The sequence below is a fragment of the Algoriphagus antarcticus genome (assembly GCF_002150685.1).
Classification (GTDB): Bacteria; Bacteroidota; Bacteroidia; order Cytophagales; family Cyclobacteriaceae; genus Algoriphagus; species Algoriphagus antarcticus.
Genome location: NZ_MSSW01000017.1, coordinates 90,171 through 115,377 on the forward strand (window position 1 = coordinate 90,171; position 25,207 = coordinate 115,377).

A 25,207-nucleotide genomic window follows, 5' to 3' on the forward strand; every position below is an offset into this window, starting at 1 on the left:
AGTTAGGTCAGAGGTCAATCCGATAACTGAGTCAATTAGTTCACCAACTCAAGAAAGGAGGACAGCGATGATTTGAAGCAGACCTAGCAAAGTTTCTTTTCTTAAACTAATCGAATAAGATAAGCACGTCAATGGTCACGAAAGACCACAATCAACAAAATAAACTTCAAATCAAAATTGAAAAAACATGAATACGAAATTGAAAAAAATCGCTAGAACAGCTGCTGTGGGAATATTCTTTATAGCGCTATTCCTGAATGTGAAGTTGAGTCTTACAGATCCTTTTATCAATATTGATAATGCGGCGATAGCCCAGACAAGTTCCCTCAATATACAATGTTATAGTATTCTGGAGGGATTCGATGGACAATCTGTGGCATGTTCACCTTGTTACCTCGCCACAGGTATTCCACCATGGTATCATTTTGGAAGTCAATGCACTCCAAATTACTAAATAGATAAAACTACCACCCATTCCAACATCTTAGAGGTATGGGTGGTATTATGTTCAAATACATAGACAACCAGAATTCAATAACCATGTAAGCCAAGAAAAAAATTTACAATAAAATGAAATTTCACAATCAATTAATGAAATTTCGACTCTCTAATAAAAAGGGCAATGAATAAAAATAAAATTTAGATCTAAAAATCAAATATATAAACTTTTGATCTTAAAAATAAAACTGCAAGAATATCCCCATAATAATTAATAACCCTAACCAAATTTATAGTAATAAAATGAAATCGCTATCATACTTATATCTTATTATGCTGATTGTTTTTGGGTGTAATAATAAAAATAATAATATATTCAAAAAAATACAACCCAATAATATAATTTTTGAAAAGACATATGAACTAAAAGGAGAAGAGCTAGAGATAGATGCGTTTGTTTCAAATAATTTGATAATATTCGACACACTTATAATCCTAGTAACACCTCAAAGCGAAACATTATATCATGCAATATCAACAAATGACTATAATTGGGATAAAAAATTTATACGTAAAGGAGAAGGTCCAAACGAATTTCAAAATGTATTAAAACCTCTTTCTTATGAAAAAAAAGATAATGACCTCCTACTCACATTTTATGACAAGGCAAGAGAAGGACTCTTTCACTATAATCTAACACAGTCTTTTAATCAAGGAATAGATATTTTTCAAGACACTATTTCACTAGGTGAAACTACTGAAATATATCGAGCATATAAAATCACTGATAATAAAGTATTCATTGATAATTTAGACTTTATTAACCTTAACCAAATCTATTCGGTTTATGAAGATAAAAAAATTATAAGCACTGATACAGCACTAGTTTCAGGCCTTATTAATCAATCAGACTCATATATAATGACCACCATTACTAGCTTTAATAAAAATAAACTTAAATATGCTGGTGCCATGATGTTTATGGATCAAATAAATATATATGACATAAATAATCCAAATAACTCTTTAGCAATAACAGCAAATAACAACAACAGACCTTCAATCAATGAAGTGTCGCAAACACTTATGCCCTATAAAAATGAATTTTATGTAGACTTAAGGCAAACAGATTCTTACATATTTGGCCTTTATGCTAACCAAAGCAGAAAAGAATGGGCTACTGGAGATAATCCTGGTGTTATTCACATATTAGACTGGGAAGGTAATCCGATCTGCAAACTTAAAACAAAAGAAAAACTTATTCATTTTGATATTGACTCTAATAGTAATACACTTTACGGAATGACAGAAAAAGAAGAAATAATTAAGTATAATTTAGATGAAATATCTGAATTGGCTCAATCTGGCAAGTAATGGCATCACCTCTTTCAGTATTAAACCATTGCGTTTTGCACTGGCAGTAGGGCTGTTCTTTGCATTACTGGCTTTCGGCTATGGAGTCTATGCGATCAGCATCGTATTCCTCGGCATGACCGTGCCGGGGTGGGCCTGGCTGATAGCGAGTATTGTATTCCTATCCGGAATACAGCTACTAGTGCTGGGAGTGATCGGAGAATACATAGGCAAAATGTATATGGAGCTCAAGCAGCGACCTGCTTACCTGATCGCAAAGACCAATATTGATAAGTCAACAATACATCCGACCACAGAGCCAACTAGTACACTATCTCTAGAAAGGAGGGCAGCTATGACTTGAGATGGGCATAGCAAAGTTTCTTTTCTTAAACTAATCGAATAAGGTAAGCACGTCCGTGGACACGAAAGACCACAAACAACGAAATAAACTTTAAATCAAAATTCAAATAAAATGAATACGAAATTGAAAAAAATAGCTAAAACAGCCGCTGTGGGGATATTCTTTATGGCGTTATTTCTTAACGTGAAGCTGAGTCTTAATGATCCTTTTGTGGCCATTAGCAATGATGTGATGGCTCAATCGAATACCAGTGGAAGTAATCCATGTGATGCTGGAGATGAAAAAAACTTTGAGGGGTGTAGAGACAGGAACTGTACCGAGCTAATTAGTTTCGAGTGTACGTTTATTTATGCTGGTGATCTTGTTACACTATGGGGACGAAAGAAAACATCATAATGGGTTTACCCTATCGTATTAAAATGCAAGTATACTATGTATACTTGCTACCTTTTTTGCTGTTTAGATGTAGTTATCCCCCTATAAATGATTACAGCTTCAGTGAAACGAAAGAACTGCAGTCTCATTCATTCTCAAGTTATAGGATAGGCTATGATTACCTGATTGACAAGATTGATAACTATTTAATTGTAGTCAGTTTTAAAAATGGAGACCTTATTTCGGTTTATGATGCTGATAGCCAAAGATTATTGATGCATGGAGCATCCAATGGAGAAGGAGAAAACGAACTGTTGGCGCCAGTTGCTTTGTATGTTGATAAGCAAGAACGTTCATTCTATATTTATGATGGCATGAAGCAGAGGCAGTTTAAATATGATTTGGGCGAGATTATGAAAAACGGAGAAATCGGTACCTCCGTTAGCATTAGGCTCCCTAGCTCGGGTGATTTTATGAACCCTGTTATTCCTTTGGGAAAGGGAATAAATTTAACCATGACATATGATAAAGAAGGACATTTTATGTTTTTTGATAAAGAAGGGGAGGTAGTGGGCAAACTGGGGGAATTTGAGAAAATGGATGTTAGAGGAGATGATATTCCTGATATGATTTATGGCCTGATCTGGAAAGGTAAATATGCAGTTAATAAGTCCAGAAAACTAGTTATCAAAGCATACATGGATTATAGTAGAATTTCTTTCTTTGATATGGAGGCTAACCTGTTAAAAGATATATGGACAGGGAACAAGGATATGCTGACTGTAGAGTTTGATGGACAAAACGTGATAAAGAAGGGTGAGAGGAAGATACACTACGGCTCTGTGAAGGTTACTGACAGCTTTGTATATGCATTGTATTCAGGGGAGGGTTATGACAACGACTATAGCGTTTTTCCTGGAAAGGAAATACATGTGTTTGACTATGATGGGAATAGGGTTTCCAGGTATTTGTTGGACAAATTGGTATCCGACTTTTGTATCGATGAGGAAGGGAACAGGATATTCGGGGTAAACTTTACTTCAGATGAGGAGGTAATTGTTTTCAATTTATAAAAGAATTGTATTCCCTAGTTAACTCAAGAAACGGCTCACTTATCTCATCTCAAAAATCAACATCACGCTCCCTTTTGACACCCAAAAGCAAGGAAGCTATTCAATAAACCCAAGAGACATGACATCCAGTAGGCAAGAAAGGAGGTCCGCCATGACTTGACAACAGAATGATTTTTCTTGCTCTGCCAATCAGAGTCGAAGAAAACTTAAGTGAAAACGAAAAATTCAGACGAAATAAAAATTTACTCTTATACTAAATTCTTAAAATGATGAATACGAAATTAAAAAAGATCGCAAAAACAGCCGCTGTGGGGATATTCTTTATGGCGTTACTAATGAATGTAAAAGTAAGTCTCACAGATCCGTTTCTGACAATTAGTAATGAGGTGGTCGCCCAAACAAATTCTAGTAGTGGAATGGAAATATATTATGTCCAATTTGACTATTGCAGTAATTATATCCCTAATTGCAATAAAAGAGTGCTAAAATGTAGGTAAATTGGAGGAAGATTCTGTTCCGCATCAATTCAGCTTCCATGTGAAGAGGCTTGCGGAGGAACTTAAAAAGCTTGAATTAAACTATGATCAAATGTAGTAGAACTTTATATCAATATAATAAAACTTATGATCATAGTTTAATTTAATAGTTTCAAATATTATTATGAAAGATAATGTAAAAAGCACATAAAATAATTGACAAAATGAAATATATATACATAATAACATTATTTTCAATCACACTGAGCTGTACAGAACCTACTACTAAAACAGAAGCGGAGGATGTTGAACTGATTAATTTTAGAGTGAACCGAGACTTGAAACTATCTGAATTTATTGATAGTATCGAATACAATATTTTACCCAAAGAAATAAAATATGGATATTTTGATAAAATATTATTAACAGAAAATAATTTCATTATAGCAGATTTCGAGATGTCAATGAATATATACATACTAGATAAGCAATTTAACTTAATATCGATTATTAACAAATATGGAGAAGGGCCTGGTGAATATCAATGGATTGAAAATATAAATTACAACATTGAAAGAGAAACTATCGAAGTACTGACAAACAAAGATATTCTACGGTATTCTATATCTGGGGCATTTATTGAGTCGATAAAGCTCCCATTTTCGTTTGGAAATTTCTCTTCAATATCAAGAGATAAATATATAATTTATAATAATAATTTAACAACGGATTATCCAGAAAGCACTTACATGTTTGCAATTTGGGACTCTAAAACAAACAACTTAGAACCCTTAGTAAAACATATAAAAAACGATTTAGTCAGTTCCCATTTAGACAGAAGCAATATATTTAGATATGAGGACGAAGTATTTGCATCCCATATCTTCCTTGACACATTATATAAAATCAATACGAATAAAAAAATATCCAAATTTCATATCAATATCAACAACCAAAATCTTCCGTATGAATATGTGAAATTTGATACAGAAAGTGGCCATGAATCAATTCTTGATAAAAGTGAGGTGATGTCCAATTATGCTTTCCATTATCCAAAATTAATGGCCAATAAAGAGTTTTTAATCGATGGTTATATAAAAAACAACACAATTTATTTTTATCTATTAAATAGGATTAATAGAGATATATTTACAGGAATTAATATTATTAATGATATTGATGGAGGACTAAATTATCTAAATCCAAGAATTTTAGATAATTCCAATAACATATACACCTTTCATGAATACGAAGAACTAAAAGAAAAAGCTAATATAAACATTGATAAAAAATTAATATTTAATGAATATATAAAATCTCTTGGTCCAGAAACAGGATTTGTAGTAGCAAAATATCACATAAAAAACTTATAGGGAATCTACAAATACCCAATTCTAACAATATTTCTCCGGTTATTTATAAACAGAATTATATAAAATATATTAATATAGTTAGTTGGCTTTAAGAAACTGTTGTAACACAATCAAAAAATTCACAAACAGAAGAATGTAATGATCGACATAAAAGTAGCGGATATCATACGAAGCATTCAAAGTCAGAATCTATACTTAAGAGGAATGTTTTCCTGGATAGGGTATCAGCAGGGGGTGATTTATTACAGGGAGGAAAACAGAAGATTTGGCAAGACAAAATACAGTATCTGGAAAATGCTAAACCTGGCAAGTAATGGCATCACTTCTTTCAGCATCAAACCATTGCGTTTTGCATTGGCGGGAGGATTGTTTTTCGCCTGCTTGGCTTTTGCTTATGGGATCTACGCCATAGCCATCGTATTTCTGGGAATGACTGTGCCAGGCTGGGCCTCGCTGATAGCGAGTATTGTATTCCTATCCGGAATACAGCTACTAGTGCTGGGAGTGATCGGAGAATACATCGGCAAAATGTATATGGAGCTCAAGCAGCGACCTGCTTACCTTATTGCAAAAACCAATATTGATAAGTCAACAGTCCATCCAACCGCTGATGCAATAAGTACACATACTCAAGAAAGGAGGACAGCGATGACTTGAAGTGGATATTGCAAAGTTTCTTTTCTTAGACTAATCGAATAAGATAAGCACGCCCGTGGACACGAAAGCACCACAAACAATGAAATAAACTTTAAATCAAAATTCAAATAAAATGAATACGAAATTGAAAAAAATAGCTAAAACAGCCGCTATAGGAATCTTCTTTATGGCACTATTCCTAAATGTGAAGCTAAGTCTCACTGATCCGTTTGTGACAATTAGTAATGATGCACTTGCTCAGACAAGTTCAAGTAGTAGTAGTTGTAGTACATGCACTAAATGTGAGGTATCTCACATTGCTTCAGAAAATCAAGGTGGGTGTACAGCGAATCCATATGGAGGAGGTATGTGCGTCAGATCCGGGCCAGGCCCCTTATGCAGTGGTACAATAAATAGCTAGAACTAATCATACAGCTGCCTTCTGGAATCCGTTGGTTTGTTACTAGCCTATATTAATAGCATAACTACTGTAATAGAACTCCTTGAATCCTAAAGGCAGCTGTCTAACAATATTACTTAAAACATATATTGTTAACACTTTTGATTTCAATATGAAAAAATATTCAATCTTATATTCAATTGTAGTGCTAGGTTTTTCTTGTACTGAAAAGAGCGAATTTAACTCCTATTTTCAGTTAGCAAACTCTTCTGAATACAACAAAGCTATGGAGTTAGTATCATTGAACATTCTTGAATATCCTTTGGATTCAAGCCTTCGTTTTTCGACCAACTCAATAGGGGTTACAAATATTGAAGGAAAAGAATATTTAAGCTTTCTGGATACTGAACTAGAGACACTAGTGATATTCGAGTATCAGGACTCAAAAAAGTCACGTAAAATTCAATTTCAATACGAAGGCCCAAATGGTGTGGGAAACTCGACTTCCTCAGCTCACTATCTTCATAGCTTTGATTCCATCTATATATTCCATCATTGGACAGGGGTTCTATTACACATGACTGATTCAGGCAAAATAATAAATCGTTACAAACTTACAGACTACGATGACCCCGCCAATCTCCCTATGCCTTTTCCCACCACGACTACACCTATACTGTTTTCCCAAGGAAAATTATTTATTCCGTGTACCATCACAAAGTATCAAAATGATTACCACAGCTATCCAAGCTCATTAAGCTTAGATCTGAATACAAGGAAGATAAAGTACCTTAGTACATTTCCAGAAATATATAGTAATGCATATTGGGGGTCGAAATTTAAATACGAACCAAGCATAGCCTATAATTCAATAACTGACGAATTGGTTGTAAGCTATCCAGTAGATCATTTCCTGCAAAATATCAATCTTAAGACACGGAAAGTGAGCCAACATTATGTCGGTTCTGAGTATTTCGATGCCATTCCTCCGTTCAAATATGATGTGTCTCACTATCTCACGAGGACTAAAGGTACTGGAGATCAAGAAGAAGATGATCATGGGATGTCCAACTCTGATTATAGAGGCATATATTATGACAATTCTCGAAATCTATATTATCGTATTGCGTTAATACGCTCTCCCTTGGAAAAGCTCTCAATTACGAAAGTTCCAGATTTTTCGATAATAATTCTTAATGCGAATTTTGAAAAATGGGGAGAGCATTATTTTTCATCGCAGGTATATGATCCGTCGAAAGTTTTCCTTTCTTCAAAAGGAATCAATATCTTCCGATGAGATTTATTTGAAAAAAACGAAAATACGATAGCTATTGAGGTATTCTCACCTGTTGAAACTTTAAAAAAGTAGTATAAAAATAAACTACTGGCATACGAGTGATAATCTAGGTCAAATTTAGGTATCTTGGAATAGTAAAGTTGAGGAAAAGAGGAAACTACAAAACTGGTAGTTTCCTCTTTTTAGTGCAAATAGTAGTTCCAACTCATTAACCAGGCTGATTCAATCTACAAAATTATCAAGGCAGTTGAGTGTCTGCCAATTTTTTTTTATCTCCGTGAGATTGTGGATAAGGCTTGAAAAACATTGCAGTTGCCCCCTCATGACAAGACCATGGGCACTAAACAGCTCATAATTTACCGCTTTAGCCTAGGAATCTGGGAAGTCTCCACTGATTAAGGTAAACTATTGAATCATATCAAAGTGCAGTCACACCCAGCTCGATTTCCTAAAATAAGTCCCTATATTTTGCGAAGCATCCAAAAAAATAGAGCCCCCGAATGATCGGAGGCTCCTGCAAGCAAAGAGTGAAGATTATATTACACCCAAAATTACCAATTCTAGCGAATGATAAAAATCATCCACGTATTATTTACCATTTACTCCATTATACTTTTCTTCACGCTACTCCTGATCCTTGGGCTTTTTATTGTAATTCCCTTGAGTATTAGTCCAGCAGGGGGCAAAATCTCTTTTTTACTTTTTCGAATTTGGGCAAGGGTCTGGTCTTTTGGCTCGGGAATCCGCTATGAGTTCCATGGACGAGATATCATTGATCGCTCACAGCCCTACATCTACATCTTCAACCATCGCTCGTTCGTGGATGCTGCCATTATTCCGCTTGCCATACCCCAGCAAGTACGCGCACTGGGAAAAAAAGAATTATCCAACATCCCATTTTTTGGTTGGGTAGTAGGCAAAGTAGCCATCTGGGTGGACAGAACGGATACCGAATCAAGAAAAAAAAGTATAGGCCAATTAGTAAGCTTTCTGAATCAGGGAATCTCAGCCGTAGTCGCTCCTGAAGGAACTAGAAATGACAGTGAAGCTCCACTTTTGCCATTCAAATCCGGAGCATTTAGACTTGCTGTAGAGACGGGCATTCCTATCCTTCCGATCGCAGTAATTGGGGCAAATAAAATCATGAAAAAGGGATCGCTTTTGATCAGACCTGGCAAAGTGAAAATCTACTTTTCTAAACCAATCTATCCTCCTTCCCCTTCAGAAACTGCAGTGAGTGTACTCTCCAAGAAATGCCAATCAAGGCTTGAGGCTATGATTCTTACACCTGAATGATAGTTTCACTTGGTTCGTCCACCGCATCAATAGTCAACTCTTCAAAAAGAATATAAACGGATAGATAAGTCATCGGAACCGTGATGAAGAGCCCAACTACCAAACAAAGGAAACCCACTATATTAAGAGCTAGTAATGCTAGCCCGAACAAAAAGAATTTCAGCCAATTCGTATGAACCAGTCTACGGCTGAGCTCCATGGAAGTCCAAAAATCAAATCCTCCAAAAATCACAAACAGCAGGCAAAACATGTAGCCAATGAGTAAATAAATCCCCGGTGCCACAAAGCAAATAATCCCAAAAACAATCACAATTGAGCTAATGAGGTTAGTAGTCACTAGATTCCACCAGTATTTGAACCCATCAAAATAATTCTGGAAATCCAGGTACTCCTTTTGGCTTTGACGGTTAGCAATTAAGTAAAAGCCACAGATAAGTGGAGGGGCCAAAAAGATACTATAGAGGAAAGTGAAATCCTTCAAATAAAGAGCGAAGCCAGCCTGAATCGCCGCAATCAGCACCATGTATCCCACATGAAACACTGCCTGGGATTTGAACATCTCCCAGGCTTTTGTAAGTATCTCCTTAATATCAAAATCTACTCCCGAATCAATGATACTCTGAATTTTACCCAGATCCATATTTTTGTGTAGTCGGTTTTTTACCAGTAAAGGGTAATAAGCTATATAAAATCTGGTCTCGAAAGCTATCGAAACTAAAGTTTAGGTTACTTCTCCCGATAGCAATCGGGACGTCTTCAGTCTTCTCGCCTGTAAACCAAAGGAATTAAGGGTGCTGGCATCAGACCCATTTATAATGGTGATACTACTTCGTGAAAGCCTCTAAGATATCGTGCTTGGTGATGATATGAATTTGATTCTGTGCATCTCGCACAAGTACTGCTTTTTGTTTTTCCACCATAGAGGAAAGCACATCCAGCGTGCTATCAAGCGCCACAAAATGCATAGAATCTTCCATTACATCGGCAACATTCGCATCTTTCAAGGCTGGGTTATCGATGATTCTGGCAAGCAGTTTATTATCCGTCAAGCTTCCGACCACTTCACCGTTTTCCATTACTGGAATCTGCGAAACACTTGTCTTGTTCATCAATCCAATTGCCTCCTTCACTGAGTCAGTTTTCAGAGTTGAAACCAAAGTATAAGCTCCATTTCGCTGCGAGATGATATCTCTCGCTGTAGAGAAGGTCTTATCTTCCAAGAATCCGTGGTTTCTCATCCACTCATCGTTATAGACTTTTCCCAAATATCGAGTGCCGTGATCTGGAAGGATAATCACCATCTGATCACCTTCTTTCAGATTATCTTTGGCCCACTCCAATGCACCGTGCACAGCCGATCCGCAAGACCAACCTACAAACAAGCCTTCTTCTCTTGCCAATCTACGCGTCATCACCGCAGAATCTTTATCAGTCACTTTGACGAAGTGATCGATCATATCGAAGTTCACGTTCTTTGGCAGAATGTCCTCTCCGATCCCTTCCGTCAGGTATGGATAGACCTCTTTCTCATCAAAAATGCCAGTTTCCTTATACTTCTTAAATACAGAACCATAAGTATCTATTCCCACAGTCACCACATTTGGATTCTGCTGTTTCAGATACATCGCAGTTCCGCACATGGAGCCTCCAGTTCCTACGCCAGCTGCATAGTGAGTGATTTTCCCATCGGTATCATTCCAGATCTCTGGCCCTGTCGTCTCGTAGTGAGCCGCCGTATTGGACATATTATCATATTGATTTGGGTAAAAGGAATTCGGAATATCCTGATTCAATTTTCTCGCGATGGAGTAATATGATCTTGGATCCTCCGGTGAAACGTTTGTAGGACAAACGATCACTTCTGCCCCTACTGCCTTGAGAATGTCGATCTTCTCTTTGGACTGCTTATCCGCCATGGTGAAAATACACTTATAGCCTCTTGCAATTGCTACAAGCGCCAAGCCCATTCCTGTATTTCCGCTGGTACCTTCGATGATCGTTCCTCCGGGTTTCAGCAAACCTGCTTTTTCGGCATCCTCCACCATTTTGATCGCCATTCGATCTTTCATTGAGTTACCGGGATTGAAGTACTCCACTTTCACCAGCACCTCGCCCTTGATGTGTTTGGCAAGCTTATTTAGTCTGATCATCGGCGTATTACCGATGGTCTCGATTATTGAGTTGTAGATCATAGTTGGTTACATTTGGTAGGGCAAAAATACGGGAATTTTCTTGGTGAAGCGATTGTGGGAAAGTTAAAACAGAATAAAATTCGGCTTGTCGATAGAAAAGACGTTGACTGAACAATTTAAACTGCGACTCATCAAATCTCCCTAAACTCCAATCGCTTCAATACATCCAAGGTCACATGCATCAGAATAGCTGCTACGAAAAACATTCCAAATGTCCCTCCAAACAGCGCCCAAACGAATTGCTTGGAAACTACAAATGCGATAATACTGAACGCAAATGCAGGCACAAAACCGAAAAGCACAATCCCTCCAATCATAAATGGTTTGATCAATTTCCTGTCCCAACCCTCGTCTAATGCTATTTGAGGAATGATATTAATACCGAAACCTATCAAGTAAACTTCTATAGTTGCAAATAAGAACAGCGGAATTATAAACCAGTTTAGACCTGCAATCAGAACTGTAGGGATAATCAAGGCCACGCAAAACAAAGATATCTGCAAAATATCCAGCTTGATCATATTCCAAAACTTGGAAGCCCACGTAGCTGGAACAAGGATGAAAAATGGCTTTTTCAGGTCTCCCACATTTGCTCTGCCTATACCTGCAAAGAAATATAGAAACAGCATAATCAGCAGATATCCGTACAAAAAGTAATGTGAGAACCATTCGAATAACGAAAGTACAGCCAGTACAATCCCTATTGCTACCATGATCAGAGAGTACAATCCAAATAGCGGATGGAAATCCTGCCGGGAGCTATGCACATAATTCCTCCAATAAAATGCCTTGGCGCCCGTTCCGAAGTCGGGAAGCGCAAGTTTCTTTTTAGTATTCAGACTATATGAACTCTCGCCAACTTCCTTTTTACCTTTTACTTTCTCCAGCTTATCCTCGTTTGACTTGGTCGCTTCCAGCACGTCTTCGTAATAATAGCCAGCAAAGCGAATTACCAATTTTAAAATCGCAAAATAGGAAATCCCATAAAGCAAAATAAAGCCAATAGAAATCACCGCATTTCCATGACCTAGATAGCTCGCAATTCCCCGACTCCATCCCACAATCGGAAAGAAATCAAACCAAGGAGAACTGATCCAAGTAAACATTCCCTGCCAGAATTTCTCTGCCATCAGTCCCGGGATAATAATCATTCCGGAAAGTAAAACCGCCAAAATGATCACTCCGATGCGGATGTATTCCATCACATCAAACTTCGTATTCAGCGTGTAAACAAGAAATTTGATAGGGGAAATAATAAAAAAGAACAAGGCTACAGATAGAATCAGGAATACAAAATTCGCGACACTCACCTCAAAAGTATCTATCGCCTGACTGTATGCATAGGCCACGAAGATGATAGCACCGCCAAGAGAAGGCAAAATTGACCTTCCCATATAATAAATCAGGATATTCTCTGGCTTAACCGGCGCGGTGAAAAGCAGATTGACATCAGCCATTTTGAAAAAGCTGACATTGTTTTTCGTGGCTCTGTAAAGCTGGTAAATGAGAATAACCAAGGCCAAAATTGTCACTCCCCCGACTATGTTTTGCATCGCAAAATTCACCTCAGGAATGCCATTCATATCCAATTCTGGCATTTCTTGGCTAGCTGAGTCCTCGCCTCTGCTCTTGAGACGCATGAAGTACATAAAAAATATATAGCCCGCAAGACCTGCATACGGCAATAGCCGAAGAGGATTTCTCAGTATTAACTTGATATTATTGAGCAGGATGAACATATCCTTCCTGAACAGCAGTCGGATTTCATTCATCTTTTGTCATTTCTAAGAAAAGGTCTTCCAAAGTGGTTCCTTCTTCTTGTACAAATTGCTGCTTAAGGTTTGAAATCGTGTCATTCCCGACGATGTTTCCATTTTTCAGAATCATCACTCTGTCCGCAATAGTCTCAACACTGTCAATCAAGTGAGTGCTGACCAGAATTGTCTTTCCTGCTTCTTTCAACTGTCTAAAAATCTTCTTGGTGTTTTTGATCGCTCTTGGATCCAAACCAATCATCGGCTCATCAAAAAACAAAACCTGAGGATCAGGTAGCAAAGCACAGCAAATAGAAACCTTTTGACGCATTCCTTTGGAAAGATCCCGACCGAGTTTGTCTCTTTTGTCCGTTAACTCAAATATCTCCAAATACTCATCTGCCTTTCCTCTCCAATCTTTCACCCCATAAGCCTGCGCTACAAACTGCATGTGTTCATGAACAGTAAGCAAATCATAAACGTAAGGAGTCTCAGGAATGTAGCTAAAAAGACGCTTAGCCTCCACGCTCAAATGATCGTGTCCTCCCAACGTAATTTCCCCGGAAGTTTTGCGAAGCAAGCCCACAATGCATTTCATCGTAGTACTTTTTCCCGCACCATTTGGCCCCAACAGGCCGACTACCTCTCCTCCTTGGAGTTCAAATGTAATATCATTGACAGCATTCTGCTTGCCATAGGTTTTTACCAGATTGGTTACGCTCAGCATAAAAGTGAATTTGAGGCTAAAACTAACCTGCTTAAGGATAGGTTACGAATTTTTGGAATCTTTTTTGAAAAGGGAGAATAAAATCAGTTTTCACCTTCACAAAAACCCGGCTATGAAAAAGTTCTTTTTATTTCTTCTATTTATCTCTGTTTCAGGCGCCTCGATAGCTCAGCAGGCAGGAAGGTTCAGAATCAATCTAGAGACCGGCCCCGCCATTCCAAAAGGAGGAGGAATTGGCCTTTTATTTAATATAGAACCAAAAATTAATGTGGCGGATAACATGTCGGTAGGGATTAGATTCGGAACGACAGCGTTGGCAAAAGATGTCACCTATTTCAACTTGACGGAAGACTACGAAGGAGAGATATCTGGAAATATTTCTGTTTCAGGCACTTTTGACTACTTTTTTCACAAGGAAGGAAATAAACTTGCTCCCTTCATCGGCGCTGGTTTTGGATATTATGCGCTAAGCAGCATTGAAGTAAATAGCGATGATTTTAACTCCCCTGATAACTTCGGGGATTTGGAAGCTAATTTCAAATGGGCTCCTATGATACGAGCAGGAATAGAACTGGGCAAATTCAGAATGGGCGCTGAATACAACTTCATCCCTTCAAGTAATTTGCAAAACGCCTCGGGACAAGTAATCGGTGAGGCGATCAACCAATACTTTGGATTTACGCTTGGAGCTTTTATCGGCGGAGGAAGATGGAGGTAAAGAAGATAGAGATTTGAGATTTGAGACTTAAGATTTCAAATCTCTTTACCCTTTTGCTCCTGCCAATAAATAAAGTACAGCCATTCTTATTGCTACTCCGTTTTGCACCTGCTCAAGGATAATTGAATGCTCCGAATCTGCTACATCTGAGCTCAGTTCCACTCCCCGATTGATAGGCCCTGGGTGCATGATTACGATCTCCTTATCCAATTGGCTTAATAGTTTTTTATTGATTCCATAGTAAAGTGAATATTCGCGCAAACTTGGGAAGTATTTGATTTGCTGTCTTTCGAGTTGAATTCTAAGGACGTTAGCGACATCACACCATTGCAGGGCTTTCTTCACATCCAATTCTACTTTCACTCCCAGACTCGCAATGTATTTCGGAAGCAAGGTGATTGGACCACATACCATCACTTCTGCACCAAGTTTTTGCAGGCAAAAAATATTGGAAAGTGCTACTCGTGAATGCAAAATATCACCGATGATGGCAACTTTTTTCCCTGCCACATCTCCCAACTTTTCTTTGATAGAAAATGCATCAAGCAAAGCCTGAGTTGGATGCTCGTGAGTCCCATCTCCGGCATTGATGATATTCGCATTTACATTTCGGGAAAGGAAGTGTGGTGCGCCGGGACTTGAATGTCTCATCACCACCATATCCACTTTCATGGAAAGTATATTATTGACTGTATCTACCAGCGTCTCCCCTTTTTTCACCGAACTGTTTGAGGAGGAAAAGTTTATCACATCAGCAGAAAGCCTTTTTTCTGCTAGCTCAAAAGAGAGTCTGGTTCGGGTAGAATTCTCGAAAAACACATTGGCAATCGTGATATCACGAAGAGAAGGTACTTTTTTGATCGGGCGATTGATCACTTCTTTGAAATTTGCCGCCGTGTCAAGAATAAGCTGGATATCTTCCTCTGTTAGGTTTTTGATTCCAAGTAGGTGTTTTGTACTGAGTTGCGACATGGTTAAGGGTTAACTTTCTCTGTGATCCAAATTGCGTCTTTTTCATTTCCCTGCTCAGCCCATTCCACTAGCACATATTGACTTACCAACGTATGTACACGGATGCCATAATAATCAGGCATAATAGGATAATCCCGGGTGAGTTTGCGATCTACCAGCACCATGAGCTCCACTTTCTGCGGTCTTCCAAAAGCTATCATCGCATCCATCGCCGCTCTTACAGACCTGCCTTTGTACAGCACATCATCGACTAAGATTACTTTTTTGCCTTCGACCAGAAAGTTGATTTTGGTTTCGTTTGCTTTGAGAGGAAGATCTCTCCTGCGAAAATCATCTCTGTGAAAAGTAGCATCGAGATATCCTGAAGGAACTTTCACTCCGGAAATTTCTTCCAGAAGTTTTACGATTTTATCCAACAATATTGGCCCTCTAGGCTGCAAACCCAAAAGTACGGTGTTGTCAAAATCATCGTGATTTTCGATCAGTTGATGACAAAATCTCCTGAGTATGATCTCAATTTGTACTTCGTCTAAGACTAGCCTTTTTTGCATGGGGTAGATTTGCGGGTAAATATAAAAATAAAATCTAGTCCGGAAGTTCTTCTGGCCGATACAAATCCCCGTCCACCACTATTTTGGTAAGAAAGTAAACCTCTCTCATTTGATCAACTCCGTCCTTATTCAAGTATCGAACGCGCTGAGTACCCGAAAGCAAATAGTATCTGTCATACCAATGTATCAATCTTAAACTCTCCAGATTAGTATCCCGAATCCGTTCATTCTCATTGACCAAGCCCAATTCGAATTCCTGGTTTTCAAAGATCTTTTCTCCATTTCTGAAAAAACTTAGGTGGATAGTCTGGTCCACTACATACATATGGTAAAAATCCTCTCCCACCACAGCCACTTCGCCGAATGCTTCTGGATAGGTGGTGACCATTTCATTGTAAGAAGAAGCATTGTCCCAAAGTACCTGACCTGTTTTTGCGATTTTGGCAAAGTGCGCTGAAACATATCGGTACTCAGGTACGGTCTGGTAACTACTAGTCATAGGGAAGCGATTAACCAAATATGGATCATTCAGGATAGTAGTTCCCATTCTGCTCCATCGATCGTACCGATAGCCTCCGTCACGCGAATACATGCCATTTTGATATCGACTATTGGCCACCGTATATTGATCAAAGTAAACATAGTAAGCATTAGGAGTTTGGCGTACATCGCGGATAGAATACATACTACTTATACCCGGGATCTTTTTTCTCTCAAGTTCCTTTTGGACATCAGTATCTCTTTTTGCTTTAGCTTTTTCGTTGAGGTAATTGTAGAAATTCGGAAAATCTTCCAACGTGTACAGTTTGAAATCAAACTCCCCAAATTCATTAATATCCATGATGTACATGCCTTGGTAGGAATTTCTGCGTTCCAGCCCAAAAGCACCTATCATCGCTTCTTGATAGTTTCCTGCTGACAGTAAAATCCCGTCCATAATCTCTTGGCCAGGCGAAGCAAACTGATCTACTTTTATCTGCTGTATGACATTCCCAATCATGTCATAGGTGTTAATGAGTATATCCCGATTTTTATAAGCTCCCTTCCTGCTCAGGACTACCTCTAGCGATTGAGTTTCGGGCTTTTTTCGAATCTGCAGAATTTGAGTATCATTTCCATAAATCCCCTGAAGGGTTTGGACACTTTTAGTGACCAAATCATGAATCTGCAGGACAGGCCGACTATCAGACGTTCCCATGAAAATGGCTTTTTTATTTTGAACCAAAAACTCCATAATCTCCATATCCAGCACGTTATCCACTACAAATTCTAGCCCTTGCTTAGTTTCCAAATTCACTTGGAGCAAATACTTCGCGGCATTTATAGCGAACCCTCTGGTGAAAAGAATAAAGAGCAAGTTATCATCCGTATCGTATCCCAACATATCATATCCCTCCTTCACAGGAAACTCCACCAATCCTTCGGAGGAATTCAGGGAGGAGTCTGAGATAAAATATTGAAAAATACGCCTCAGATTCAGACCTTTCTCGGGAAGAGTCCGAAAGGAAACCAATCCCACTTCAGAATTAATCATCTCAAACAGCGGATCATTCAACTCTGAAGGTATTTCATAGCGTTCTATGAATCTGAGCTGAGCAAAGACATGCTGCCCAAGAATAAAAAGGAAAAGAAATAGAATCAGCTTTTTCATGAACCCATTTTAAGAAGTAAATCAAATTCTATCTTCCCGACAGGCAACACAGACAAGCGGGATTGCTTTAGCATTGGCAAATCGGATAAGTTATCCTCAGCTTTGATATCGGCTAGGGAAACTGCATTTTTCAGTGGACGTTTCACTTTCAATTTTACGGCAGTCCACGCATTATCCTTAGCGTCAGGAAACTGCTCCTGACTTACCTCAGCTATACCTACGATGGCTTTTTCTTTTCCACTGTGATAAAAAAACACCAAGTCTCCCAACTCCATTTCCCGAAGATAATTCCGTGCTTGATAATTCCTCACACCATCCCACACATCTTCATTTTTCTCGACGAAATCAGCCCAAGAATAGGATTGTGGCTCTGACTTGACCATCCAGTATGTCATACTTTTGTTGATTGAAAGTTAAAAAGAAGTTGAACTAAATAACGTAATAACATTCTCACTGTTTAAAAACACTTGAAATGTATATGAATCTTACTCCATTCCAGTGATTTGCAAAGCTCAACTAATGGAAAATCACATTTCAATTTTAAGTTAAGTCATAGCCTCTTAAATTGAAACATTATTTCAAGACATTTGTCTAAATACACTCACGCAACCCCAGAAATTTTGGATCACAAGACTCTTCTGAAAAAAATAAAACTCAGCATTCAGCTGATGGAACTTCACGACGAAAACCCATTCAAAATCCGCAGCTATCAAAGTGCGCTTATTTCCTTAGAACGCGGGGATCAGGACATCATGGGACTGAGCGAGGCAGAACTTGCCAAGATTCAAGGTGTGGGAAAGAGCATGGGGGAAGCGATTCAACAACTGAAAGAAACTGATACATTTCCCTTTCTTGAAGAATTACTGACTAAAACTCCCGAGGGAATTATGGAAGTTCTTCAGATCAAAGGCTTGGGGCCAAAGAAGGTGAAAATCCTCTGGGAGGAACTTGGCATCACCTCCACCCATGAATTGATGGAAGCCTGTCAATCTGGAAAAGTGGCCAAAATTAAAGGCTTTGGAGAGAAAACACAGGACACCATTATCCAGAATTTGGAGTTCAAAGCCTCCAACGCCGGCAAATGGCTCTATGCAGCTATAGAGGAATTAATAGGGCAACTGGAAGAAACATTGCGATTAATGGCACCTGAAGCTGATTTGGCAATAGTAGGTGATTTCGCACGACAGATAGAAGTCATTACTGAAGCTGAATTTCTAATCGCCTCGGATGAAATGGCTGCAGTAAAATCCAAAATCAAAGCAATGGAGTCCATCGAGTGGATCTTGCTTGAATCCGGACCACGAACTTTAAGAGGTAAACTGAAAGAAATTGACCTTCGGGTGAGTATTCACTTTTGCTCCAAAGAGGATTTCCTTTGGAAAAAACTATCGCTAATCGCTTCTCCATTTCACTTAGATTCGATGGTGGATGAAAAAGAAAGCGTTGCCCAAAAGCTTCAGAAAAAGGATTATTCAAGAGAGGCAGAGTTTTTCAGCAGAAATAACCTCCAATTTATCCCAGCAGAAATGCGTGAAGGTTTTGGAGAGGTAGAGCTGGCTAAAGAGCATAAAATACCTGAACTACTCACAGAAAAAGATCTCAAGGGAATTCTTCATAATCACTCTACCTATAGCGATGGCAAACACAGCCTAAAACAAATGGCAATGTATTGCAAAGAGCTGGGCTATGAATACTTGGGAATTTCCGATCACAGTAAAACGGCTTTTTATGCTGGAGGATTGACGGAGGATCAAATTTTGAAACAACATCAGGAAATCGATGCCTTGAATGTGGAAATGGCTCCATTCCGTATTTTCAAAGGAATAGAAAGCGATATTCTCTCTGATGGAAAGCTGGATTACGTGGACTCTGTGTTGGCAACTTTTGATTTTATAGTAGCCTCCGTTCACTCCATTCTGAATATGGATATCAAGCGAGCTACGACGCGATTAATCACTGCGATTGAGAATCCATATACTACTATTCTGGGTCACCCAACGGGCAGATTGTTACTTCGCAGACAAGGTTATCCTCTCGATCATAAAGCGATCATCGATGCCTGTGCTGCAAATAATGTGGTCATAGAAATCAATGCAAATCCATGGAGACTCGATCTGGATTGGAGATACGTTCGCTATGCCATGGATCAAGGCGTGATGCTTTCCATCAATCCGGATGCACACGCGATGGAGAGTTATGCTGACATGAAATATGGCGTGTTGGTGGGTAGAAAAGGCGGACTAAGTAAAGAGATGACGCTTAATGCCATGACTGGAGAGGAAATAGGGACCTATTTCAATTCAAGGCTGGAAAAGCTGAAAGTAAAAAAGTAAAAGCATAATTGAGGTAAGACAGGAACTGGGAAGTCTTGTATCTTGCGGCTAAATTCTAGATTCAGAAAAAATGAAATGGACTGACCATTCAGAAAAGACATTACTTCAGCGTTCCTTCTTATTTGGGATCACAGGTATCGTATTGGGTGTGCTTTCGCTTTTGAATACTTATTTTCAAGTGCTGGAAGCTCCAATGGGACCGCTTAACGGAGTCGCATTAGCATTGCAATTCGTAGGTTTAAGCTTGGCTGTGTTGGTGATTCGCAAGCGAAAATTATCCCCAGAAATGAAGGAAAAGGCTAAAAAGATGATTTTGATTCTTAGTGTGGGGCTCTTGTTTTTTATTCTTACGCTGTAATCTCCCACAATTGCTATCAGCAATTGAACAAGAAGCCAAATTATTTTTATTAGACCTCAACCGCTTACCGTCTTAGAGGCAGGCTCTCATAATCGAGATAAATTAGGCTGCTACTCTCCACTTTGATACAATCGAACTTTGGTAGCCGAGAGTAGTCTAAGCGTCTGTTTCCTCTTAGAAAAACAAACTGTGTCTGCTAGCGTAAAACCAAAAAAAACTAAACGCCTTACCTATGAAAAATCACTTATTTACATTGTCACTTTTAATTCTATCATACCAATCTCTACAGGCTCAAGACCTTTCAATAAATTCGGGTAATCCCAGTCAATTCAAAATCGTCACTGTTGTAGAATCCATTGTTCCTATGGGACTAGGAAGATCCAGAATCATTGACTCTCAAACTACTGTTGACGCCAATATTTTCACTACCGAAAGAACCGATGGAAAAAAAAGTAGTCAAAATGAAATTGATCGAAGAGATATCAAAGTCGATGAATTGGAAGAAACTAAATTATTGAACTTCTTCAGTGCTACAGGAATAAATTTCCAAAACATAGCCTCTAATGACGCTGTGATTTCGTCGAAAATCAACAGTATGATTCTTGAAGGATGGACTCTTACCTACGTCACATCAGGGGTTGAGAGTAATGCAGGAGCAGATGACGGACAGGGTATCTTCATTACTCGTTTATTTTTCTCTCGAAAATAGACAAAGAATTTTACCAATAAATTTGTAAATAAAACGCCGGACTTCTAGCCCGGCGTTTTGCTTATCTGACTTGATCAAATCCTTTTCGTATTAACTACCTGAATCCTATTACTCACTAATCATTTTTAGGTTTTTATAGAGTCTCTTCCTCGTAGTCTTTGATCTGAACGAGCATCTCTTGCGCTTTCATAATCGGGGTCCATTCATAGCTGCCAAAGAGAAATTTGAACCAGCGCTTGTCTCTGTTTTCATAGCGAATATTTATAAAAAGCCAGATGGAGGCTCCTGCAAAAGCTACTGTAATTGAGACTTGGATTATCCAGAAGAGTGGATTTGCTGATCCTATCCATGCGGAACTAAGAAAAAACGTAGTCCAAAAAGGTAGCTGTAGCATAAGTATCCGTGTGACCCATAGCGTAGAAGTTACTAATCCAGCAATTTTCTTCTGAGTACTCATCACAGGTGCATTGATATTGACTACGGAAATCAGGACTAATTGATAGAGATAGATCCCAACTGCTATTTTGTTTACCAAAGAGATAAATCCCGCGGAAATCAAAAAGTACGCATTACCAACAGGGAAGAGGTTTATCACCAAAATGTCCAGAAATAAAATCCAGAGAATTCCTGCTAGAACCGTGAAGAGCTTAATCGGACGCATAGCTGTCAATTCACTTTTCACCTTCATTTTGGTGATATCTGAAGCATTCTGTCGATTGAAAACCAGTTGTTCTTGCAGCTTCTGGTCATAGGATTTCCAGAGTTGTTGTAGTTCGATGTCTTGCATGATTTCTTTTATTAAGCTGTGAATTTCTTTTTTAATTGTTGTTTGATGCGAGAGAGTTTTGTTGCCACATTACTTTCCGACAGTCCCAAAACATTTCCAATCTCAGGATATAAATAGCCATCGAGGTAAAGAAGAATCAATGCACGATCCACTTCTTTAAGTTCTCGGATCAAGACTTGCAGCATATCCCGATTGTCATTTACCTCACTCGTATCATCATCCAAATAAATAGCCGTTTCACAAAGTGGTTGAAGAATCTTGCTGCGCTTACTTGCTTTTCGATAAGATGAAATTGCCACATTCAACGCGATTCTATACATCCAAGTACTCAGTTTGTAGTCTGGCTTGAAACTCGGGAAAGCCTTCCAAAGCTGGAGAATAATTTCCTGGAGAAGATCCTCTCTGTCCGCGTCATCCTTACAATAGGAATTTGCCACCTTGTAAATGATCCCCTTGTTGGATTCTATGCAGGAAAGGAAATATTCTTTTTCTCTAGACAAGGATTCGATGGTTGGTTATAAAACTCTTTCAAACTATTAATCGCAGCGTTTCCGGAAAAATCACAGAGATAAAAATAAAATTTAAAATTGAAACAAAAATAGTTATGTGTACCGAGTGCATTGCAGAAAAATTTGAGTCCAGCTTCTGGATTAGCAGGACAACTGAGTCCTCTGCGTTAACCTCTGTCCCCTCTGCGGTAAAAAAAATAAAAGCAAAAAAGCCCCGAACTCATCGCTCGGGGCTTTCACTTTATTCTTGACAGCTAACTGTTAATCAGCTTTTTCTTTCTTCTTCACAGCGATGGTCAACTCTGTACCTTCACCAAGGTAATCTGCAGTGATTACATCGCCCTCAGATAGATCCCCTTTCAGAATTTCTTCGGCTATCGCATCTTCCAGATATTTCTGAATCGCTCTGTTCAGCGGTCTAGCTCCGTATTGTTGATCATAGCCTTTCTCAGCCAAGAATTCCTTAGCCTTCTCGGTCAATTCGATCTTGTAACCAAGATCAGTGATTCTTGAGAACAACTTACCTAAGCTAATATCAATAATTTTGTAGATGTGCTCTCTGGTTAATGAGTTGAAGACAACCACATCATCCAATCTATTCAAGAATTCTGGGCTAAATGCCTTTTTCAAAGCAGATTGAATAGTTGATTTCATCACCTCATCCATGTTGTCAGATTTGGCCTGACTGGCAAAGCCAATCCCAGCACCGAAATCTTTCAAATCACGAACTCCAATATTCGAAGTCATGATGATGATAGTGTTTCTGAAATCCACTTTTCTACCCAAACCATCTGTCAAGATGCCATCATCCAGCACCTGAAGCAGAATGTTGAACACATCTGGATGAGCCTTCTCAATCTCATCTAGCAATACTACAGAATATGGCTTTCTTCTGACTTTCTCGGTCAACTGTCCACCTTCTTCATAGCCCACATAGCCTGGAGGTGCTCCTACCAGTCTGGATACAGAGAATTTCTCCATGTACTCAGACATATCAATTCTGATCAAAGAATCGTCTTTGTCGAAAAGGTAAGATGCCAACATCTTGGCCAATTCAGTCTTACCAACCCCCGTAGGACCTAAGAATATAAAAGAACCAATCGGCTTTTTAGGATCTTTCAACCCAACTCTAGTTCTCTGTATGGCCTTTGTAAGTTTCTTAATTGCTTCATCCTGACCGATTACTTTGCCAGATAAATCAGTACTCATATTCAAAAGCTTCGCGCCTTCTTTCTGAGCGATTCTCTTAGCAGGTATTCCGGTCATCATCCCGATCACCTCAGCCACATTATCTTCTTCTACAGTGAATCTCTTGGATTTACTTTCTTCTTCCCATCTATTTTTGGCTGTTTCCAGTTGCTCGAGTAATTTCTTCTCCTTATCTCTAAGCTGAGCAGCTTCCTCATATTTCTGAGACTTCACCACACGGTTTTTCTCAGTTTTGATATCTTCTACTTCAGCTTCCAGTTTCAGAATATCTTCTGGCACATGGATATTTTTGATATGGACTCTAGCTCCCGCCTCATCCAAAATATCTATCGCTTTATCAGGAAGAAATCTATCCGAGATGTATCTATCCGAAAGTTTCACACAGGCAATTATAGCCTCATCGGTATAATTCACGTTGTGATGATCTTCGTATTTATCCTTGATGTTATTCAGGATTTGAATCGTTTCCTCAGGTGTAGTAGCATCTACCATCACCATTTGGAATCGACGAGCCAAAGCTCCATCCTTCTCAATATACTGACGATACTCATCCAGCGTCGTAGCTCCGATACATTGGATCTCTCCACGTGCCAAAGCTGGTTTGAACATATTGGATGCATCCAAAGACCCAGAGGCTCCACCTGCTCCTACTATAGTATGCAACTCATCTATAAAAAGGATCACGCTTGGAGATTTCTCAAGCTCGTTCATCACGGCTTTCATTCGCTCTTCAAACTGTCCTCTATATTTGGTGCCTGCTACTAATGAAGCCAAATCCAAAGTCACTACGCGCTTATTGAAAAGCACGCGAGACACTTTCTTCTGAATGATTCTAAGAGCCAATCCTTCGGCAATGGCTGTCTTACCTACTCCAGGCTCACCGATCAAAATCGGATTGTTTTTCTTTCTTCTGGAAAGAATCTGAGCTACTCGTTCGATTTCCTTCTCACGACCGATGATAGGATCTAGTTTATCATCTTCAGCCATTTTGGTAAGATCTCTTCCAAAATTATCCAAAACCGGAGTTCTGGATTTTTCAGCTCCAGGCTTAGACGCTCCAGAACTACTTCCGGAAGACCCGAAAAGCTTGGATCCATCATCATCTCCATCCTCAGCCTCAGCTTTTGAACGAGGAGGTGAGTCGGATGACATTTCCAGCATCTCTTTTACCGAGTCGTAATTGATTTCAAATTTGTTAAGTATCTGAGTAGCGATGTTGTCTTCGTCTCTCAAAATTGACAGAAGCAAATGCTCCGTGCCAATCAATTGACTTTTGAAGATTTTCGCTTCTAAATACGTGATTTTCAACACCTTCTCTGACTGTCTGGTCAGAGGGATATTTGCCATATTCTTTACGTTGTGATTTGCGGTACCTTTTACAGCGCGTTCTATCGCATTCCGCAACTCGTCCATTGGCACTCCCAATTTCTTAAGAATGGAAACAGCAACACCTTCTCCCTCGCGAATCATCCCTAGCAAGAGGTGCTCTGTGCCAATGTAATCATGTCCCAGGCGAAGAGCTTCTTCGCGGCTAAGAGAGATCACCTCTTTAACTCTGTTCGAAAATTTTGCTTCCATTGAATTCCTATCTGATTGTTTAATAATCCTGTACGTATGTTACCGAATTTGTTTTGAAAACACAATCCTTTTGCAGAT

24 protein-coding genes are annotated in these 25,207 nt (G+C 38.9%); 13 read left to right on the forward strand and 11 right to left on the reverse strand.

Annotation, left to right across the window (positions count from 1 at the left end):
• Positions 1-187 precede the first annotated feature (187 nt).
• The 9 genes from BVH04_RS08420 to BVH04_RS08470 all read left to right on the forward strand — a co-directional run bounded on the left by BVH04_RS08420 (position 188) and on the right by BVH04_RS08470 (position 9,081).
• Entirely contained in the window at positions 188-454 is a 267-nt protein-coding gene (locus tag BVH04_RS08420) for a hypothetical protein (RefSeq protein ID WP_086541028.1), read from the forward strand.
• A gap of 287 nt (positions 455-741) precedes the next feature.
• Positions 742-1,812, forward strand: coding sequence for a TolB-like 6-bladed beta-propeller domain-containing protein (locus BVH04_RS08425; RefSeq protein ID WP_086541029.1), 1,071 nt, complete (start codon positions 742-744; stop codon positions 1,810-1,812).
• Positions 1,778-2,155 carry a hypothetical protein gene (locus tag BVH04_RS08430; protein WP_086541030.1) on the forward strand — a complete coding sequence of 126 codons (378 nt, stop codon included), beginning with the start codon at positions 1,778-1,780 and terminating at the stop codon, positions 2,153-2,155. Before BVH04_RS08425 ends, BVH04_RS08430 begins: the two co-directional genes overlap by 35 nt.
• A gap of 111 nt (positions 2,156-2,266) precedes the next feature.
• A complete protein-coding gene (locus BVH04_RS08435) occupies positions 2,267-2,551 on the forward strand; it encodes a hypothetical protein (protein WP_086541031.1) in 285 nt (94 codons plus the stop codon).
• On the forward strand, positions 2,527-3,603 hold the full coding sequence (locus BVH04_RS08440) for a BF3164 family lipoprotein (RefSeq protein WP_086541032.1): 1,077 nt from the start codon (positions 2,527-2,529) through the stop codon (positions 3,601-3,603). The genes BVH04_RS08435 and BVH04_RS08440 overlap by 25 nt, the downstream gene beginning before the upstream one ends.
• Before the next feature lie 700 nt (positions 3,604-4,303).
• Positions 4,304-5,452, forward strand: a complete 1,149-nt coding sequence (locus BVH04_RS08450) for a 6-bladed beta-propeller (protein ID WP_086541034.1) — start codon at positions 4,304-4,306, stop codon at positions 5,450-5,452.
• A 138-nt stretch (positions 5,453-5,590) separates the two neighbouring features.
• Positions 5,591-6,109 carry a hypothetical protein gene (locus tag BVH04_RS08455; RefSeq protein ID WP_086541035.1) on the forward strand — a complete coding sequence of 173 codons (519 nt, stop codon included), beginning with the start codon at positions 5,591-5,593 and terminating at the stop codon, positions 6,107-6,109.
• Positions 6,110-6,774: 665 nt separating this feature from the next.
• On the forward strand, positions 6,775-7,785 hold the full coding sequence (locus BVH04_RS08465; protein WP_240510879.1) for a DUF4221 family protein: 1,011 nt from the start codon (positions 6,775-6,777) through the stop codon (positions 7,783-7,785).
• Between the two features lie 567 nt (positions 7,786-8,352).
• Positions 8,353-9,081 carry a lysophospholipid acyltransferase family protein gene (locus BVH04_RS08470; RefSeq protein WP_317045491.1) on the forward strand — a complete coding sequence of 243 codons (729 nt, stop codon included), beginning with the start codon at positions 8,353-8,355 and terminating at the stop codon, positions 9,079-9,081.
• On the opposite strand, the gene BVH04_RS08475 is transcribed toward BVH04_RS08470, so the two are convergent.
• The 4 genes from BVH04_RS08475 to BVH04_RS08490 form a co-directional block, all read right to left on the reverse strand.
• Positions 9,068-9,721: a hypothetical protein gene (locus BVH04_RS08475; protein WP_086541038.1), complete on the reverse strand. Its 654-nt coding sequence runs from the start codon at positions 9,719-9,721 to the stop codon at positions 9,068-9,070. The genes BVH04_RS08470 and BVH04_RS08475 overlap by 14 nt on opposite strands.
• A 184-nt stretch (positions 9,722-9,905) precedes the next feature.
• Positions 9,906-11,273: a pyridoxal-phosphate dependent enzyme gene (locus BVH04_RS08480; RefSeq protein WP_086541039.1), complete on the reverse strand. Its 1,368-nt coding sequence runs from the start codon at positions 11,271-11,273 to the stop codon at positions 9,906-9,908.
• Between the two features lie 131 nt (positions 11,274-11,404).
• Positions 11,405-13,045 carry a putative ABC exporter domain-containing protein gene (locus BVH04_RS08485; protein WP_086541040.1) on the reverse strand — a complete coding sequence of 547 codons (1,641 nt, stop codon included), beginning with the start codon at positions 13,043-13,045 and terminating at the stop codon, positions 11,405-11,407.
• Complete coding sequence (locus tag BVH04_RS08490) at positions 13,038-13,754, reverse strand: ABC transporter ATP-binding protein (protein WP_086541041.1); 717 nt, start codon at positions 13,752-13,754, stop codon at positions 13,038-13,040. Before BVH04_RS08490 ends, BVH04_RS08485 begins: the two co-directional genes overlap by 8 nt.
• Before the next feature lie 112 nt (positions 13,755-13,866).
• Here BVH04_RS08490 and BVH04_RS08495 point away from each other — a divergent pair, with 112 nt between their 5' ends.
• A complete protein-coding gene (locus BVH04_RS08495) occupies positions 13,867-14,472 on the forward strand; it encodes a hypothetical protein (RefSeq protein ID WP_086541087.1) in 606 nt (201 codons plus the stop codon).
• Between the two features lie 45 nt (positions 14,473-14,517).
• Here the strand turns inward: BVH04_RS08495 and BVH04_RS08500 are convergent, their stop codons facing one another.
• Genes BVH04_RS08500 through BVH04_RS08515 form a run of 4 tightly spaced genes read right to left on the reverse strand, consistent with a single transcriptional unit; the run spans position 14,518 to position 18,041 of the window.
• Positions 14,518-15,444, reverse strand: coding sequence for an aspartate carbamoyltransferase catalytic subunit (locus BVH04_RS08500; protein ID WP_086541042.1), 927 nt, complete (start codon positions 15,442-15,444; stop codon positions 14,518-14,520).
• 2 nt (positions 15,445-15,446) lie between these two features.
• Positions 15,447-15,995: a bifunctional pyr operon transcriptional regulator/uracil phosphoribosyltransferase PyrR gene (gene pyrR, locus BVH04_RS08505; protein ID WP_086541043.1), complete on the reverse strand. Its 549-nt coding sequence runs from the start codon at positions 15,993-15,995 to the stop codon at positions 15,447-15,449.
• A 34-nt stretch (positions 15,996-16,029) separates the two neighbouring features.
• Positions 16,030-17,646 (reverse strand): hypothetical protein, encoded by a 1,617-nt coding sequence (locus BVH04_RS08510; protein WP_086541044.1) that lies wholly within the window; start codon positions 17,644-17,646, stop codon positions 16,030-16,032.
• Positions 17,643-18,041 carry an EVE domain-containing protein gene (locus tag BVH04_RS08515; RefSeq protein ID WP_086541045.1) on the reverse strand — a complete coding sequence of 133 codons (399 nt, stop codon included), beginning with the start codon at positions 18,039-18,041 and terminating at the stop codon, positions 17,643-17,645. The genes BVH04_RS08510 and BVH04_RS08515 overlap by 4 nt, the downstream gene beginning before the upstream one ends.
• 225 nt (positions 18,042-18,266) lie before the next feature.
• On the opposite strand from BVH04_RS08515, the gene BVH04_RS08520 reads away from it, so the two are divergent.
• The 3 genes from BVH04_RS08520 to BVH04_RS08530 all read left to right on the forward strand — a co-directional run bounded on the left by BVH04_RS08520 (position 18,267) and on the right by BVH04_RS08530 (position 21,046).
• Entirely contained in the window at positions 18,267-19,979 is a 1,713-nt protein-coding gene (locus tag BVH04_RS08520) for a helix-hairpin-helix domain-containing protein (RefSeq protein ID WP_317045492.1), read from the forward strand.
• Between the two features lie 70 nt (positions 19,980-20,049).
• Positions 20,050-20,337, forward strand: a complete 288-nt coding sequence (locus BVH04_RS08525) for a hypothetical protein (protein ID WP_086541046.1) — start codon at positions 20,050-20,052, stop codon at positions 20,335-20,337.
• Positions 20,338-20,569: 232 nt separating this feature from the next.
• A complete protein-coding gene (locus tag BVH04_RS08530) occupies positions 20,570-21,046 on the forward strand; it encodes a hypothetical protein (protein WP_086541047.1) in 477 nt (158 codons plus the stop codon).
• Between the two features lie 133 nt (positions 21,047-21,179).
• On the opposite strand, the gene BVH04_RS08535 is transcribed toward BVH04_RS08530, so the two are convergent.
• The 3 genes from BVH04_RS08535 to BVH04_RS08545 form a co-directional block, all read right to left on the reverse strand.
• Complete coding sequence (locus tag BVH04_RS08535) at positions 21,180-21,833, reverse strand: hypothetical protein (RefSeq protein WP_086541048.1); 654 nt, start codon at positions 21,831-21,833, stop codon at positions 21,180-21,182.
• A gap of 11 nt (positions 21,834-21,844) precedes the next feature.
• Positions 21,845-22,333 (reverse strand): RNA polymerase sigma factor, encoded by a 489-nt coding sequence (locus tag BVH04_RS08540; RefSeq protein WP_240510880.1) that lies wholly within the window; start codon positions 22,331-22,333, stop codon positions 21,845-21,847.
• A 270-nt stretch (positions 22,334-22,603) separates the two neighbouring features.
• Complete coding sequence (locus BVH04_RS08545) at positions 22,604-25,129, reverse strand: ATP-dependent Clp protease ATP-binding subunit (RefSeq protein WP_086541050.1); 2,526 nt, start codon at positions 25,127-25,129, stop codon at positions 22,604-22,606.
• Positions 25,130-25,207 lie beyond the last annotated feature (78 nt).